Source organism: Streptomyces sp. NPDC021225 (assembly GCF_044332865.1).
GTDB lineage: Bacteria > Actinomycetota > Actinomycetes > Streptomycetales > Streptomycetaceae > Streptomyces.
The window spans coordinates 128,364-143,115 of record NZ_JBIRPV010000006.1; the positions used below are offsets into that span (position 1 = coordinate 128,364).

Below are 14,752 nucleotides of genomic sequence, written 5' to 3' on the forward strand. Positions count from 1 at the left end.
GTATCCGGAACGGGGACAGGGGTCGGTGGCGGGGGCGTGTGGGGTGGTGTCTCAGCGCGCCTGGTGATGCGGCTCCTTGCCCGCCAGTACGCGGACGACGTCCTCGGCCACCATCGCGCCCATGGCCTGGTTGGCCTCGGGCGTGCAGGCGGCCATGTGGGAGGTGAGGAGGGTGCGCGGGGCCTCGCGCAGCGGGTGGCCGGCGGGCAGCGGCTCGGTGCTGAACGCGTCGAGGGCCGCGGCCCCGAGGTGCCCGGAGCCGAGCAGCTCGGCGAGCGCGTGTTCGTCGACGAGGCCGCCGCGCGCGGCGTTGACCAGGATCGCGCCCGGCTTCATCGCCGCCAGGCGGGCGCGGCCGAGCAGCGGGGCGCCGGACGGATCGGGCGGGGTGTGCAGGCTGACGGCGTCGGCGCGCGCCAACAGCGCGTCGAGCGCGGCCGGTTCTGCGCCGTGCGCGCGGACGTCGGCGTCGGAGACGTATGGGTCGTGGGCGAGCAGCTCCATCCCGAAGGCGCGGGCGTAGCCGGCCAGCAGACGGCCGATGCGGCCGAAGCCCACGATCCCCAGCGTCTTGCCGTGCAGTTCGGGGCCGAACAGCTTCGGCCAGCCGCCCGCCGCCACCGCGGTGTGCGAGGCGGTGAGGGAGCGGGTCGCGGACAGCAGCAGGCCGAAGGTGTACTCCGCCACCGCGCGCGAGTTGCTGCCCGGCGCGCACACCACCGGTATCGCGCGGGCGTGGGCGGCGGCCACGTCGATGGTGTCGACGCCGACGCCGTGCTTGGCGATCACCTTGAGGCGGGGCGCGGCGTCCATCACCTCGGCGGTGATCGGGTCCATGCCGACGATCAACGCGTCCGCTCCGGCCGCGTACTCGAGGAGTTCGGCGGTGGGCAGCGCCGCGTCCTCGCGGGGGCGCAGGGGACCCGCTCCGGCCTCCTGAAGGATCTGCCAGGGGCGCGCCGAGTGCCGGGCGAAGGTGGGCGTCGTGATGAGCGTGGTCGGCATCAGCGCGCCCCGCCCCGCGCCGCCTCCAGGTGGGACGTCGCGACCTGCTGAAGGTGCACGACGTCGGCCGAGACCGTCGCGAACGTGAAGCCCTCGGCGAGGCGGCGGGCGGCGCTCGCGCCGTCGGCGTTGTGGATGCCGGCCGCGATGCCCGCCGCCTCGGCCGCCTTGCGGACGCGGGCGAGGGCCTGCTCGAACTCATCCTGCACGGCAGGGTCGGTGGAGGTCGCGCCGCCGATGGCCAGGCGCAGGTCGGACGGGCCGACGTAGACGCCGTCCAGGCCGGGGGTCGCGCAGATCTCCTCGACGTTGGCGAGGCCGTCGGCCGTCTCGATCATCGCGAGGACGGCGGTCTGCTCGTGCGTGTCGGCCGGGTTCGGGCCGATGCGCAGCTGGGCCCGCATCGGGCCGTACGAGCGGCGGCCCAGCGGCGGATAGCGGACGGCGGCGACGGCGTCGGCGGCGTCCTGGGCGTTGTCGATCAGCGGGACGATCACTGCGGTGGCGCCCGCGTCGAGCGCCTTGCCGATGTAGGTGAGGTCGTTGGCTTCCACCCGCACCATGCCGACGGCGGTGCTGCCCTTGGTGTCGGTGGCGAGGAGGTTGTTCAGCATGCCCTGGTAGCCGAAGAGGCCGTGCTGGGCGTCGAAGGCCAGATAGTCGTAGCCGATGCGGGCGAGGCGCTCGGCGGCGATCGGCGAGTCGAGCAGCGACCAGTAGCCGATGAGCTGCTCGCGGTTGCGCAGTGCGGCGGTGAACTGGGCGGACGTGCGGCCGGTGGCCATGTTTGTCTCCGTTGTGGGATAGCGATGGGGCGGGGAGGTCAGCGGTTGTAGGCGGGCATCGGGCCGCGCAGGCGGGCGCCGACCTTGTCGCAGGCGGCCAGGACGTCCGCGGGCAGCGGGCCCGCGGCCGCGGCGGCGATGTTGGCCTTCAGGTGCTCGACCTTGGAGCCGCCGAGCAGCAGCGCGTCGGTGGAGGGCCGCGACAGCAGCCAGCGCAGGGCCAGGTCGGTCAGCGGCAGGCCCGCGTCGGCGGCGATGCGGGTGAGGTCGGTGACGGCGCGGAACAGATCCTCGTTCCAGTAGCGGTCGCGGTACATCGCGGCCAGCTTGGAGTCCCCGAAGCGCCCGCCCGCCGGGGCCTGTTCGAAGCTGTGGCGGCCGGTGAGCAGGCCGCCGCCGAGCGGGTTGTAGACCATGGTGCGCAGCCCGGCTGCGTACGCTGCATACTCCACGTATTCCTCCTCGACGCGGCGCGCGAGGAGATTGTGCAGCTGCTGGGCGACGACCGGGCGGGGCGCGCCGACCTCGTCGGCCACGCGGTTCAGCTCGGCGATCTGCCAGGCGGCGAAGTTGGAGACGCCGAGGGCGAGGACCTTGCCCGCCTGTACGAACTCGGCGACGGTCGCCAGGGTTTCGGCGAGCGGCGTCCCGCGGTCCGGCTGGTGCAGATAGAAGAGGTCGACGTGGTCGGTGCCCAGGCGCTTGAGGCTCCCGTCGAGCGCCGCGCGCAGGCCCTCGGGGGAGAGCGGCGCGTGCTCGCCCTGGTCGGGGTGCGGGATGCCGGCCTTGGTGGCGAGCACCACCCGGTCGCGGCGGCCGGGCAGCAACTCGGCGAGGATGCGCTCGCTCTCGCCGCCCGCGTAGCCGTTGGCGGTGTCCACGCCGGTGATGCCCGCGTCGAGCGCGGCGTCCACCATCGCGGCGGCCGTCGCGCGGTCGGCGGTGTCGCCGAAGGTCATCGTGCCGAGGACGAGACGGGACAGCGGGACGGGGACATGCGGGAGTTCAAGGCCGGCGGTCACGGCGGGTTCCTTCCGGGGCGGGTCGTGCGGGTGGTGCGGTTTTGTGCTCATGCGCGCTCTGATGCGTGATGTGCGCATCGCGGATGGGGCCGTACGGCTGCGCGGCCTCGACCGGTCGCCGTGCTGGTCTCCGGCGGTGCGCTGCGCTGCGGCCTTGCTCGGCGCGATGTGCTGTGTAAGCCGGTACGCGTCGCGTCCACGAGGGCGACGCGGACCGCGGGTGACGGCCGTCGGCGCCACGGGAACGCTCGCACGACTGCGTAATTCGCGCAAGGGGCCTCGCGCGCTTCACGCAACTTGTGTCATGATCCTTACCGGGTTGCCCCCTGCCGGCACGCCCGAGGAGGTTCGACCCGTGGCTTCACCGCCCCCACCCCCACGTCCATCCGTCTCGCCGCCCGTACCGCCGTACGTCGTCGCGCTCGCGGACGACCTGTCCGGCGCGGCGGAGACCGCCTGCGCGCTCGGCGGTCCCGTCCGACTGTCGCTGGGCGGCGTCGACGTGGCCGGGACCGCCGCCGCGCATGACCTCGTCGTGGACCTGGACACCCGCCACCTGCCGGTCGCCGAAGCGGAACACGCCGTGCGGACGGCGCTGCGCGCGGCGCGGTCCGGTCCGCCCCGACTGCTCTACAAGAAGGTCGACTCACAACTGCGCGGCCATCTCGCCGCGGAGGCCGCCGCCTACGCCGAGGGCGCCGAGGCCGTCGTCATCGCCCCCGCGCTGCCCGTGGCCCGGCGCACCGTGACCGGCGGCGTGGTGCGTGTGAACGGCGTTCCGCTGCACCGTACGGACGGCTGGCGCGCGGAACGCGCGTCCGCGCCCCGCTCGCTGCCCGAGGCGCTGTCCGGCCTGCCGGTCCGTACCGTCCCCCTCGACGTCGTACGGTCCGAACCCGCCGGGCTGGACGCGGAGTTCCGGCGGATCGCCGCATCCGGCGCGCACCCCGCTCCGGACGCCGAGACCGACGCCGACCTGGACGCGGTGGCCGCGGCGGCGCTGCGGCTCGGCCCCGGATTCCGGCTCCTGGGCAGCGGTGGCCTGGCGGCCGCGCTCGGGCGCGCGCTGCCGCGTCCCGCTGCCGCCGCACCCCCGCCCGCGCCCACCCAGGACGGCACCCCGTTGCTCTTCGTCGTGGGGACCGCCGAGCCCGGCGCGGTCGCGCAGATCGCGCGGCTCACCGCGATCGGCGCGCACCATGTGCCGCTGGACCCGGCCGACCTGGCGGCGGGCACGGTCCGACTGCCGAGTCATGCCGCCGCGCCCGCCCTGACCGTGTTGTCCATCGACGGTTCGGCGGGCCCGCGCCCCGGCGCGGGGCGGGCCCTCAGCACCGCCCTCGGCGCGCTCGCCGCCGCGTACCCGGGCCGCCCCGACCTCGTCATGACCGGCGGCGAGACCGCCCGCACCACCCTGGACGCCCTGGGCATAGGGGAGTTGCAGCCGCTCGGCCAGATCCACCACGGCGCCGTCCGCTCCCGCACCCCCGACGGCCGCCATGTCGTCACCCGCCCCGGCAGCTACGGCGCCGAGGACTCGCTGCTGCGCATCGCCGTTGCGCTACGGCCCCGACTGGCCGCCTCCTGACCCCGCCCCCCATCCGTGTAGGAGTTGCTCTCATGCCCACCCCCCTCCCGCTCATCGCCGTCACCATGGGCGACGGCGCCGGCATCGGCCCCGAGGTCGTCGTCGCCGCGCTGCTCGACGACGCCGTCCTGACCCGCTGCCGCCCCGTCGTCATCGGCGACGCCCGGCGGCTGCGCGAGGCCGCCCGCATCCTCGGCCTGGACTGCGACATCGCCGTCGTCGACCACCCGCGCGACGCCGAGTTCACGCCCGGCCGCGTCAACGTGGTCGACCTCGGTCTGCTCCCCGCCGACCTGGCCTGGGGCGAGCTGTCGCCGGTCGCGGGCGGCGCCGCGTACGCGTACATCGAGCGGGCCGCCGAACTCGCCGTGGCAGGCGAGGTGCACGCCATCTGCACCGCACCGCTCAACAAGGAGGCCCTGCACGCCGCGGGGCACATCTACCCCGGCCACACCGAACTCCTCGCCCACCTGACCGGGACGGAGGAGGTCTCGATGATGCTCTCCACCGAGAAGGTGAAGGTCATCCACGTCACCACCCACATCGGCCTGATCGACGCCGTCAACCGCATCGAGCCGGGCCTCGTCGAGCGCACCGTGCGCCGCGGCCACGACGCGATGGTCCGGGCCGGCACCCCGAACCCCGTCATCGGCGTCTGCGGCATCAACCCGCACGCGGGCGAGAACGGACTGTTCGGCTACGGCGAGGAGGACGAGAAGATCGTCCCGGCCCTGGAGAAGCTGCGCGCCGAGGGCGTCGACGCCCGGGGTCCGCTCCCCGCCGACACCGCCTTCTTCCTCGCCTCACGCGGCGACTACGACCTGATCGTGGCGATGTACCACGACCAGGGCCATGGCCCGGTCAAGGTCCTGGGCATCGAGGCGGGCGTCAACCTCACCGTGGGCCTGCCCGTCATCCGCACCTCCGTCGACCACGGCACCGCGTTCGACATCGCCGGAACGGGCACGGCGGAGGCCGGCAGCATGGTCGAGGCGCTGCGCCAGGCGGCCGAGATGGCCACGGTGCCGCTCGCCCCGCCCGCCTGAACCGCCGTCCCCCGCACCTACGGCGCCGCCCGCGCCTACTCGTCCCCGACCGCTGCTGCCAGGCGCGCGGCGTCCCTGTCGTCGTGGTCGCCGACGGTGAGCGTGAGCTTCTTGGCGCCGCGGTAGGCGGCCCTTCCCGGGGCCGGGGCGCCGACGATGTCGATGATCGGTCCGACCGCGGTATCCGGGCGTTGGCCCAGCAGCCTCCCCAGAACCACGGCGGCGATTTTCATGCCCTTCCCGACGTCGCCGGCGAAGCTGGAACGGACCAGCCGAGCCGGGCCCCAGGTCACGTAGGCGAGGCCCGGATTCTCGCCGGTGGCCAGGAGGCCGAGCAGTTCGTTGGCGCGGCGCTGCTGCGCGTTGGACCTGGTGAACGTGAACCCCTCGCGCATCTCGAGGTCGTCGAAGTCGATCGCGCCGGCTCGCGCTCCGGGAACGGCCGTGTTCACGATGACCGGTCTCTCAGCCGCGCGGAGGAGCGGGGCGAGCCCCGTGACGAACAGGTACTTGGAGAGGAAGAACAGCGCCCAGGAGGCCTCGTGCCCCTCGGCCGTGGTGTGTCGACGCTGCCGGATGAAGGAGGCGGCGAGAACCAGTGCGTCGATGCGCTCGTGGTGCGCCCGCAGGTGCTCGACCACGCGGCGGCTGTCGGCGACCGACGACAGATCGGCCGCGACGAACTCCGCCCGCTGTTTCGCTGACCGGTCGTCGCCCGTCACGGTCGTGAGCAGCGCGTCGAACTTGGCGCGGCTTCGCCCGATTGCCACGACGCGGTCACCCGCGCTCAGGAAGTGGCGGGCCAGCGCCGCCCCCATGCCGTCGGTGCCTCCGGTGATCACGATCGTCCTCATGCCCCTGCCCCTTTTCATTTCCGGAACGCGTGTTCCGGATTAACCTAGCACAGAGCGGAACAGCTGTTCCGATTCGGCTATGGTGAGGGGGTGACAGAGGACCGGAAGCAGCGACGAGACGCCGTCGCCAACAGGGAACGGATCCTGGCGGCCGCGGGAGAGGCCTTCCGGGAGAGCGGCATGACCGTGGACATGCGCGCCATCGCCGCGGCGGCGGGCGTCGGCCTGGGGACCCTCTACCGCCACTTCCCCACCCGTGAGCACCTCGTGCAGGCCGCGATGGGCACCGATCTGGCCGAACTCGCGGAGGCGGCCCTCCCGGAGGGGGCGTCCGCGATCGCCGGCCTCCGCGAGTTCTTCACCGCGACGATGGCTCAACTCTCGCGCAACAGGGCCATGGTCGATCTGCTCGTCGGCGGCTCGCCGTCGGATGAGGACCTCGAGCGATGCCTCGCCCACCTCACCAGGATCGGCCAGCAGGCTGTCGACCGCTCCCGGGCCGATCACACCCTCGCCGCCGATGTGACCGCTCAGGACATCGCCTATCAACTTCTCGGACTCATCCGTATCGCGCAACTGATCCCCGACTCCGACCCGGACATGACCGAACACCAGGTGGATCTCGCGCTACGGAGCCTCGCCGCGAAGTAATGCCCTCGACACGAGACCATTCGGCCGATCCCGGTCGTGTCGGCGCGCGGATTCCCGGGCGCATGACGGAATGTGTACGCGGACGGGGTCAGGGTCGACCGATGACCGAGGTGAGCTGTGATGAGTACGTCGCCGGTTTCCTCGGCCGAGGGGGCCGTGATCGGCCAGGACGGTCTGGCCGCTCTGGTCGACGTTCTCCGGGCGCGCGGGCACACGGTGATCGGCCCGACGGTAAGGGATGGCGCCATCGTGCTGGACGAGCTGGAGTCGGCGGCTCAGCTGCCGTACGGATGGGGGGTGGAGCTCGAAGCCGGACGGTACCGGCTGCGGTCGCGGACGGACGGCGCGGCCTTCGCCAACGCGGCCGGTCCGCAGTCGTGGAAGACGTTTCTGCACCCTGCCCGGGTACGCCAGTGGAGGGCCGAGCGCGCGGCCGGTGAACTGGCCATCGAGGCCGACGACACCACGCCTCCCCGCTATGCCTTCCTCGGTGTCCGGTCCTGCGACCTGCGGGCCATCGCCGTCCAGGACCGGGTGCTCACGGCCGGTCCGCACACCGACCCGGTCTATCGGGGCCGGCGGTCCGGGGCGTTTCTGGTGGCGGTCGAGTGCACCGAGCCCGGCGGCACGTGCTTCTGCGTCTCGATGGGCACCGGGCCGGCGGCCGGCCCCGGGTACGACCTGGTGCTGACCGAGCTGGCCGATGCCGGGGGCCACCGGTTCTGGATCCGCGACGGCACCCCGGAGGGTGCCGAGGTCCTGGCACAACTGCCCGTCGCCCCGGCCTCGGCAGCCGTCCGCGAGGCCGCCGTGGCCGCCGTCGCGTCCGCCGCCGACCGGATGGGCCGCACGATGCCGGAGACCGACCTCCAGCGGCTGATGGCGGAGACACTGGACGCGCCTCGCTGGGACGATGTTGCCTCGCGCTGCCTGACCTGCGGCAATTGCACCATGGTGTGCCCCACGTGCTTCTGCACCACCACCGAGGACATCACCGACCTGACCGGGGACCACGCCGAGCGCTGGCGGATCTGGGACAACTGCTTCGACCTGGACTTCTCATACCTGCCCGGCGGGCCGGTACGCCCCTCCTCCCGCAGCCGCTACCGGCAGTGGCTCACCCACAAGCTCGGCACCTGGTACGACCAGTTCGGATCGTCGGGGTGCGTCGGCTGCGGCCGTTGCATCGTCTGGTGCCCGGTCGCCATCGACATCACCGAGGAGGCCGCGGCCCTGCACGACTGGACCATGCGCACGGAGGACGACCCGTCGTGACCACGTGGCCGCTGCTGCTCGAGACCCTCCCGCGAGTCCAGCGGGAGCGGCTGTTCGCCCTCGCCGACGAGCGGCTCTTCCCTGCGGGCAGCAGACTCTTCGACGAGGGAGGCACCGCGGACCGCTTCTGGCTGATCCGCTCGGGTGAGGTCGCCCTCGACGTGTACGTCCCCGGCCGTCAGGCACAGGTGATGGAGACCCTGGGGCCACGGCAGCAGCTCGGGTGGTCGTGGATCTTCCCGCCGTACCGCTGGCATCTGGGCGCCCGGGCCGTGGGGCCGGTGCGGACCTGGGAATTCCGCGCGGCCGAGGTGCGCGAGCTGTGCGCGGGCGATCCGGAGTTCGGCTACGAGCTGATGCTGCGCTGCGCCGCGCTGATCGCCGACCGGCTCCAGGCCACCCGGCTCCGGCTGCTCGACCTGTACGCCCCGTACGGAAGTGGCCGTTCATGACCACCGTTCCGCTGCCGTACCGGGTGACGGCCGTCTCGGCGGAGACCGCGGACTGCGTCTCGTTCGAGGTGACGCCTGTCGGGCGGGCGCTCCCGGACTTCTCGCCGGGCCGGTTCGCCATGCTGTACGTCTTCGGTGTCGGCGAGGTGCCGATCTCGGTGAGCGCGATCCGCGACCGCCACCGCCTGGTGCACACCGTGCGCGCGATCGGCGCGGTCACCGACGGGCTGTGCCGGCTCGGGCCGGGGGACACGTTGGGCCTGCGCGGCCCCTACGGCATCGGCTGGGACCTCGACCGGGCGGCCGGGTCCGACATCCTGGTGATCGCCGGAGGCATCGGGCTCGCCCCGCTGCGACCGGTGGTACACCATGTGCTCGACCACCCCGGGCGCTACGGCCGCCTTCATGTGCTGATCGGGGCCCGCACCCCCCAGGACCTGCTCTACCGGGAGGAACTGGAGCACTGGCGGCGCGCCCCGGCGCGGGTGGAGGTGACGGTGGACCGGCCCGGCCCCGGCTGGCGCGGCGACGTGGGCACGGTCACCACCCTGCTGGCCCGGGCCGAACCGCGCCCGGACCGGACCACCGCGCTGGTCTGCGGGCCCGAGGTGATGATCCGGCACACCGCCCGGGCCCTGCTCACCCGTGGCCTGCCGGAGCATCGGGTTCAGGTCTCGCTGGAGCGGAACATGCGCTGCGGCACCGGCCACTGCGGCCACTGCCAGCTCGGGCCGCTGCTGCTGTGCCGGGACGGCCCGGTGACCGGCTACGACCGTGCCCGGCCCCTGCTCGCCGTGAGGGAGCTGTGAGATGGAATCCGACCCCCGCCCCGCCCTCGCGGTCTGGAAGTTCGCCTCCTGCGACGGCTGCCAGCTGACCCTGCTCGACTGCGAGGACGAACTGCTGCCACTCGCCGGCCGGGTGCGCATCGCACACTTCCTGGAGATGTCCGCCGCGGAGGACTCACGGGAGCCGGCCACCCTCGCGGGCACCGGACCGTACGACCTCTCCCTGGTGGAGGGGTCCGTCACCACAGCCGAGGACGTCCGGCGGATCCACCACATCCGGCGGATCTCCCGCCGGCTGGTCACCATCGGGGCCTGTGCCACCGCGGGCGGCGTCCAGGCGCTGCGCAACTTCGCGGACGCCCAGGAGTTCCGCGCCGCGGTCTACGCCAGCCCGGAGTACATCGCGACCCTGGACACCTCCACCCCGATCTCCGCGCATGTGCCGGTCGACTTCGAGCTGCGTGGCTGCCCGATCGACCGCGGCCAGCTGCTGGAGGTGATCACGGCGTTTCTGGCCGGGCGCAAGCCGAACATCTCCGGCCAGAGCGTCTGCTTCGAGTGCAAGCGGCGCGGCACGACCTGCGTCACCGTCGCCCACGGCACTCCCTGCCTGGGACCGGTCACCCACGCCGGGTGCGGTGCCCTCTGCCCCGCCTACGGGCGCGGCTGCTACGGCTGCTTCGGGCCGGTCGCCCGTCCCAACCTGGAGTCCATGGTGCGTCAGCTGCGGCACGACGGCATGAGCGGACAGGACATCCTGCGTGTCTTCCGGACCTTCAACGCGGCCTCGCCCGAATACACCCCCGTACCCGGGCTCGCCGCTCAGGAGCCCACCGAGCCCTCCGAGCCCACCGACCCCCCGGCGGAGGGCGAGCCCCGATGAGCCATCGCGGATCCCGCGTCCTGCGTCTGGACGCCCTCGCCCGGGTGGAGGGCGAAGCCGCCCTCCACCTCACCGTGCGCGACGGGACGGTCGCCGAGGCACGGCTGCGCATCTACGAGCCACCGCGGTTCTTCGAGGCGTTCCTGGTGGGCCGGGGCCACCACGAGCCGCCCGACATCACCGCGCGGATCTGCGGGATCTGCCCCGTCGCCTACCAGATGTCCTCCTGCCAGGCGATCGAGCGCGCCTGCGGAGTGACGGTCGACGGCGGGATCGCCCGGCTGCGCCGCCTGCTGTACTACGGCGAATGGATCGAGAGCCAGTCCCTGCACATCCATCTGCTGCACGCCCCCGACTTCCTCGGCCACCCCAGCGCGGTCGAACTCGCCCGCCGGCACCGCGCGGCCGTGGAACGGGGCCTGCGGATCAAGCAGGCGGGAAACGCCGTGATGGAGCAGCTCGGCGGCCGCGCGATCCACCCGGTCAACGTCCGCCTCGGAGGTTTCTACCGCGTGCCCGCACCGGCCGAGCTGCGTCCCCTGGCCGAGCGGCTCCGCAGGGCCCATGACGACGCCCTGGAGACCGTGCGCTGGGTGGCCGGCTTCGACTTTCCCGATGCCGCGTACGACGGAGCACTGCTGGCGATGTGTGACCCCGGCCGGTACGCCATCGACTCCGGAACCCCGGCCGTCATGGCCGCGCCCGCCGCCCCGGCCCTGGACCGGGCCGCCCCGGTACGGGAGTTTCCGGTGGAGGAGTTCGAGCGGCGTGTGGTGGAGCGGCAGGTCCCGCACTCGACCGCCCTGGTGTCCGAACTGGACGGCCGCCGCCACCTGACCGGTTCACTGGCCCGGTACGCGATCAGCGGACAGTGGCTCCACCCCTCGGCCCTCGACGCGGCTCGGGAGGCGGGACTCGGCGATCCCACGGCGGGTGTGGTGTGCCGCAACCCCTTCCGCAGCATCATCGTCCGCGCCGTCGAGGTGGCACACGCCGTGGCCGAGGCGCTGCGGATCATCGACGCCTACGAACCACCGTCCCGGCCGTACGTCGAGGTGCCCCCGCGCCGGGCGTCCGGCTGCGCGGCCACCGAAGCACCGCGCGGGTTGCTCTACCACCGCTACGCCATGGACGCGGACGGCACCCTCACCCTGGCCCGTATCGTGCCGCCCACCGCGCAGAACCAGGCCGCCATCGAGGACGACGTCCGACGCCTGGTCCAGGCCCGCCTGGACGCGCCGGGCCGGCCGGCCGACGACGGGGAGCTGGTCCACCTGTGCGAGCGGGCCGTCCGCAACCACGATCCGTGCATCTCCTGCTCCGCCCACTTCCTGGACCTGACCGTGGAGCACGGATGACGGGACGGGTGGTGGCGATCGGTGTGGGCAACCCGTTCCGCCGGGACGACGGCGCCGGACCGGCCGTCATCGAGGCACTGCGTGCCCGGGCACCCGCGGGCACGCTGCTGACCCTCAGCGACGGCGAGCCGGGACGGATGCTCGGCCTGTGGCGCCCTCAGGACGCCGTGGTGGTGGTGGAAGTGGTGCACGCCCACCCCGGGAAGCCGGGGCGGCTGCACACCCTGACGGCGGAACGGACCGCACATCTGGCGGCACGCCCGGGCAGTACTCACGCCTTCGGGCTCGGCGAGACGTTCGCCCTGGCCGCCGCGCTCGACCGGTTGCCCCGGGAGCTGATGGTGCACGCGGTGGAGGGGACCGAGTTCACCCTGGGCCGCGGCCTGAGCGCGCCGGTGGCGAACGCTCTCCCCGGGTTGATCCGTCAGGTGGCCGAAGCCATCGACGACGCGCACGGCCGTCTTCGCCACGCGGTGAACTGACCGCCGACCGGGCGACCGCTCCGCTCATGGACCGCGGGCGTTGCTCGCCTGGGCCGTCCGTGGACACCATGGCCACCGCACGGGCGTGGTGTCCCGCGGTGGTCCCAGCCGCCTCCTAGCGTGGTCGACGGCCCGCTCGGGCGCTGCGCGGTCGGACGGGACTTCGCCCGACGGCCGGGACCGGGCCTCCCGCTCAGGACCATGATCTTAACCGGACGGAAGTGCCGTACCCATGGAACAGCCAACCGCCGCACCCCGCTCCGCCGTGGCGGAGCCGGTGTGACCGCGGTCGTCCATCAGCGGCCGGTCCGCCGCCTGGTGGCGGTCGGCGGCGTGGTGCAGGGGGTCGGCTTCCGGCCCTTCGTCCACGCCCTGGCCACCGAACTGGGCCTGTCCGGGCAGGTCGCCAACGGACCGGCGGGCGCCCGGATCGAGATCGAGGGCAACGCCGACGCGGTGGTCGCCTTCCGCCACCGGCTGACGGCGGACGCGCCCCCGCTGGCCGAGATCGTCTCGGTGTCCGTCTCCGAACTGCCCCCGACGGGCCGCACCGGTTTCGCGATCGTGCCCTCCACGACGGGCCGGGGCCGCGCCCTCGTCCCGCCGGACAGCGCTACCTGCGAGTCCTGTCTGACGGAGCTGGCCGACCCGGCCGACCGCCGCCACCGGCACCCGTTCATCACCTGCACCGACTGCGGCCCACGGTTCACCATCACCACCGCGATGCCCTACGACCGGGCCACGACCACGATGGCAACGTTCCCACTGTGCCCGGACTGCGCGGCGGAATACACGGACCCGTCCAACCGACGGTTCCATGCCCAGCCCGTCGCATGCTGGGCCTGCGGGCCGCGCCTGAGACTCTCCGGCCCCGTACGACGGGACGGCGGCGCCGCGTTGAGCGAGGCCCGGCGGATGCTCGCCGCGGGGGCGATCCTGGCGGTCAAGGGCATCGGTGGCTATCACCTGGTGTGCGATGCCACCGCCCCGCACGCGGTGGGCGAACTGCGCCGGCGCAAGGCCCGCAGCGACAAGCCGTTCGCCGTCATGACGCCCGATCCCGCCACCGCCGCCCGGCTCGGCCACCTCGGCCCGGCGGAGCGGCGACTCCTTACGGCGCGGTCCCGCCCCATCGTGCTGCTGCGCCGTCGAGCCCGTACCCCGCTCGCCCCGCAGGTCTGCCCGGGCACTCCGGACATCGGCGTCATGCTGCCCTACACCCCCTTGCACCGGCTGTTGTTCGGTCTGCCCGACGACCCGTCCGGTTCCGGCGTGCTCGTGGTGACCAGCGGAAACGTCTCCGGCGAGCCGCTGGTGACCGACGACCGGGAGGCCCTCGCGCGTCTGAAGGGGCTGGCCGACGCCTGGCTCTGGCATGACCGGCCCATCGCGGTGGCCTGCGACGACTCCGTGGTCCGGGTGCGTGCGGACGGCTCGCCGCTGCCGGTCCGCCGCTCACGCGGCTTCGCCCCGGCGAGGATCCGCCTTCCACTGGCCGTCCGCCCGGTCCTCGCCGTCGGCGCGGACCTGAAGAACACCCTGTGCCTGGCGGAGGACGACTCAGCCTGGCTGTCCGCCCACGTCGGGGACATGGACAGCCTGGCCGCCCAGCGGGCCTTCGAGCGCGCCGAGAGCCATCTGCGCGCGCTCACCCGCGTCGATCCGGTGTGCGTCGCGGCCGACCGCCACCCCGGCTACCGGTCCACGCGTTGGGCGCGCCGCGACGGTCGGCCGCTGACCCTGGTCCAGCACCACCACGCCCACATCGCCTCCGCCATGGCCGAGCACGGCCTGCACGAGCCGGTGCTCGGGATCGCCTTCGACGGCACCGGCTACGGGGACGACGGCGCCGTCTGGGGCGGCGAGGTGCTGCTGGCCGACTACGCGGGCTACCGCCGCCTGACGCATCTGGCGTACGTACCCCTGCCGGGCGGTGACGCGGGGGTGCGGAATCCGTACCGGATGGCCTTGTCGCACCTGCGTGCGGCCGGTATCGCCTGGTCGCCCGACCTGCCCTGTGCGACCGCCTGCCCGCCGGAGGAACTGCGGTTGCTGGAAGCCCAGTTGGCGCGTGGACTTGGCTGCACACCCACCTCCAGCATGGGGCGGCTGTTCGACGCCGTGTCCTCGCTGGTGGGCATCTGCCACCGGGTGGGGTATGAGGCCCAGGCCGCCGTGGAACTGGAGGCCGCGGCCGTGATCGCCGGCCGGGTGCGGGACGGCTATGCCTTCGAGCTCGACGCCCCGGCGTCGCTGCTGGCGGCGATCGTGGCCGATCTGCGCTCGGGCGTGGGGGTTCCGCTGATCGCGGCCCGCTTCCATCTGGCGGTCGCGGACGCGGTGCGCACGGCCTGCCGGAAAGCGCATCGGACCACAGGGGTGCGGACGGTCGCGCTCACCGGCGGGGTGTTCACCAACGCCCTCCTGGACGAGATGTGCGCCGCCGGGCTCGCCGAGGACGGATTCACCGTCCTCAGGCACACACTCGTCCCGCCCGGGGACGGCGGCCTGGCCCTGGGACAGGCGGTCGTCGCCGCCCGTGTCACCGACGACTGAGGAACCG

The 14,752-nt window shown here is 73.5% G+C and carries 14 protein-coding genes; 10 read left to right on the forward strand and 4 right to left on the reverse strand.

Going from position 1 to position 14,752, the window contains the following annotated elements; all coding sequences use genetic code 11:
• Nucleotides 1–51: 51 nt before the first annotated feature.
• Genes ACH4S9_RS26530 through ACH4S9_RS26540 form a run of 3 tightly spaced genes read right to left on the reverse strand, consistent with a single transcriptional unit; the run spans nt 52 to nt 2,812 of the window.
• Nucleotides 52–1,005, reverse strand: coding sequence for a phosphoglycerate dehydrogenase (locus ACH4S9_RS26530; RefSeq protein WP_398374087.1), 954 nt, complete (start codon nt 1,003–1,005; stop codon nt 52–54).
• On the reverse strand, nt 1,005–1,790 hold the full coding sequence (locus ACH4S9_RS26535) for an aldolase/citrate lyase family protein (RefSeq protein WP_358843736.1): 786 nt from the start codon (nt 1,788–1,790) through the stop codon (nt 1,005–1,007). Before ACH4S9_RS26535 ends, ACH4S9_RS26530 begins: the two co-directional genes overlap by 1 nt.
• A gap of 38 nt (nt 1,791–1,828) precedes the next feature.
• Nucleotides 1,829–2,812, reverse strand: coding sequence for an aldo/keto reductase (locus tag ACH4S9_RS26540; RefSeq protein WP_385340214.1), 984 nt, complete (start codon nt 2,810–2,812; stop codon nt 1,829–1,831).
• A gap of 355 nt (nt 2,813–3,167) precedes the next feature.
• Between ACH4S9_RS26540 and ACH4S9_RS26545 the strand changes: the two genes are divergently transcribed.
• Both ACH4S9_RS26545 and pdxA read left to right on the forward strand, forming a co-directional pair.
• Nucleotides 3,168–4,400 carry a four-carbon acid sugar kinase family protein gene (locus tag ACH4S9_RS26545; RefSeq protein ID WP_398374088.1) on the forward strand — a complete coding sequence of 411 codons (1,233 nt, stop codon included), beginning with the start codon at nt 3,168–3,170 and terminating at the stop codon, nt 4,398–4,400.
• A gap of 32 nt (nt 4,401–4,432) precedes the next feature.
• Nucleotides 4,433–5,446: a 4-hydroxythreonine-4-phosphate dehydrogenase PdxA gene (gene pdxA, locus ACH4S9_RS26550; protein WP_398374089.1), complete on the forward strand. Its 1,014-nt coding sequence runs from the start codon at nt 4,433–4,435 to the stop codon at nt 5,444–5,446.
• Between the two features lie 35 nt (nt 5,447–5,481).
• Here the strand turns inward: pdxA and ACH4S9_RS26555 are convergent, their stop codons facing one another.
• Entirely contained in the window at nt 5,482–6,300 is an 819-nt protein-coding gene (locus ACH4S9_RS26555; RefSeq protein WP_398374090.1) for an SDR family NAD(P)-dependent oxidoreductase, read from the reverse strand.
• Between the two features lie 90 nt (nt 6,301–6,390).
• On the opposite strand from ACH4S9_RS26555, the gene ACH4S9_RS26560 reads away from it, so the two are divergent.
• The 8 genes from ACH4S9_RS26560 to hypF all read left to right on the forward strand — a co-directional run bounded on the left by ACH4S9_RS26560 (nt 6,391) and on the right by hypF (nt 14,745).
• Nucleotides 6,391–6,951 carry a TetR/AcrR family transcriptional regulator gene (locus ACH4S9_RS26560; protein ID WP_385340206.1) on the forward strand — a complete coding sequence of 187 codons (561 nt, stop codon included), beginning with the start codon at nt 6,391–6,393 and terminating at the stop codon, nt 6,949–6,951.
• 120 nt (nt 6,952–7,071) lie between these two features.
• A complete protein-coding gene (locus ACH4S9_RS26565) occupies nt 7,072–8,226 on the forward strand; it encodes a 4Fe-4S dicluster domain-containing protein (protein ID WP_398374091.1) in 1,155 nt (384 codons plus the stop codon).
• Nucleotides 8,223–8,678, forward strand: coding sequence for a cyclic nucleotide-binding domain-containing protein (locus ACH4S9_RS26570; RefSeq protein ID WP_398374092.1), 456 nt, complete (start codon nt 8,223–8,225; stop codon nt 8,676–8,678). Before ACH4S9_RS26565 ends, ACH4S9_RS26570 begins: the two co-directional genes overlap by 4 nt.
• Nucleotides 8,675–9,487, forward strand: coding sequence for an FAD/NAD(P)-binding protein (locus tag ACH4S9_RS26575; RefSeq protein WP_361182384.1), 813 nt, complete (start codon nt 8,675–8,677; stop codon nt 9,485–9,487). The genes ACH4S9_RS26570 and ACH4S9_RS26575 overlap by 4 nt, the downstream gene beginning before the upstream one ends.
• 1 nt (nt 9,488) lies before the next feature.
• A complete protein-coding gene (locus ACH4S9_RS26580) occupies nt 9,489–10,349 on the forward strand; it encodes an oxidoreductase (RefSeq protein ID WP_398374093.1) in 861 nt (286 codons plus the stop codon).
• Nucleotides 10,346–11,707: a Ni/Fe hydrogenase subunit alpha gene (locus ACH4S9_RS26585; RefSeq protein WP_398374094.1), complete on the forward strand. Its 1,362-nt coding sequence runs from the start codon at nt 10,346–10,348 to the stop codon at nt 11,705–11,707. Before ACH4S9_RS26580 ends, ACH4S9_RS26585 begins: the two co-directional genes overlap by 4 nt.
• Entirely contained in the window at nt 11,704–12,189 is a 486-nt protein-coding gene (locus tag ACH4S9_RS26590) for a hydrogenase maturation protease (protein ID WP_358843725.1), read from the forward strand. Before ACH4S9_RS26585 ends, ACH4S9_RS26590 begins: the two co-directional genes overlap by 4 nt.
• A gap of 279 nt (nt 12,190–12,468) precedes the next feature.
• On the forward strand, nt 12,469–14,745 hold the full coding sequence (gene hypF / locus ACH4S9_RS26595) for a carbamoyltransferase HypF (protein WP_398374095.1): 2,277 nt from the start codon (nt 12,469–12,471) through the stop codon (nt 14,743–14,745).
• The last annotated feature ends 7 nt before the right edge of the window (nt 14,746–14,752 follow it).

What these genes read in the sequence shown, in the direction of transcription:
- ACH4S9_RS26590 (WP_358843725.1), top strand. Translation starts at nt 11,704, where the DNA reads ATGACGGGACGGGTGGTGGCGATCGGTGTGGGCAACCCGTTCCGCCGG.
- pdxA (WP_398374089.1), top strand. Translation starts at nt 4,433, where the DNA reads ATGCCCACCCCCCTCCCGCTCATCGCCGTCACCATGGGCGACGGCGCC.
- ACH4S9_RS26535 (WP_358843736.1), bottom strand. Translation starts at nt 1,790, where the DNA reads ATGGCCACCGGCCGCACGTCCGCCCAGTTCACCGCCGCACTGCGCAAC.
- ACH4S9_RS26565 (WP_398374091.1), top strand. Translation starts at nt 7,072, where the DNA reads ATGAGTACGTCGCCGGTTTCCTCGGCCGAGGGGGCCGTGATCGGCCAG.
- ACH4S9_RS26575 (WP_361182384.1), top strand. Translation starts at nt 8,675, where the DNA reads ATGACCACCGTTCCGCTGCCGTACCGGGTGACGGCCGTCTCGGCGGAG.
- ACH4S9_RS26530 (WP_398374087.1), bottom strand. Translation starts at nt 1,005, where the DNA reads ATGCCGACCACGCTCATCACGACGCCCACCTTCGCCCGGCACTCGGCG.
- ACH4S9_RS26555 (WP_398374090.1), bottom strand. Translation starts at nt 6,300, where the DNA reads ATGAGGACGATCGTGATCACCGGAGGCACCGACGGCATGGGGGCGGCG.
- ACH4S9_RS26585 (WP_398374094.1), top strand. Translation starts at nt 10,346, where the DNA reads ATGAGCCATCGCGGATCCCGCGTCCTGCGTCTGGACGCCCTCGCCCGG.
- ACH4S9_RS26580 (WP_398374093.1), top strand. Translation starts at nt 9,489, where the DNA reads ATGGAATCCGACCCCCGCCCCGCCCTCGCGGTCTGGAAGTTCGCCTCC.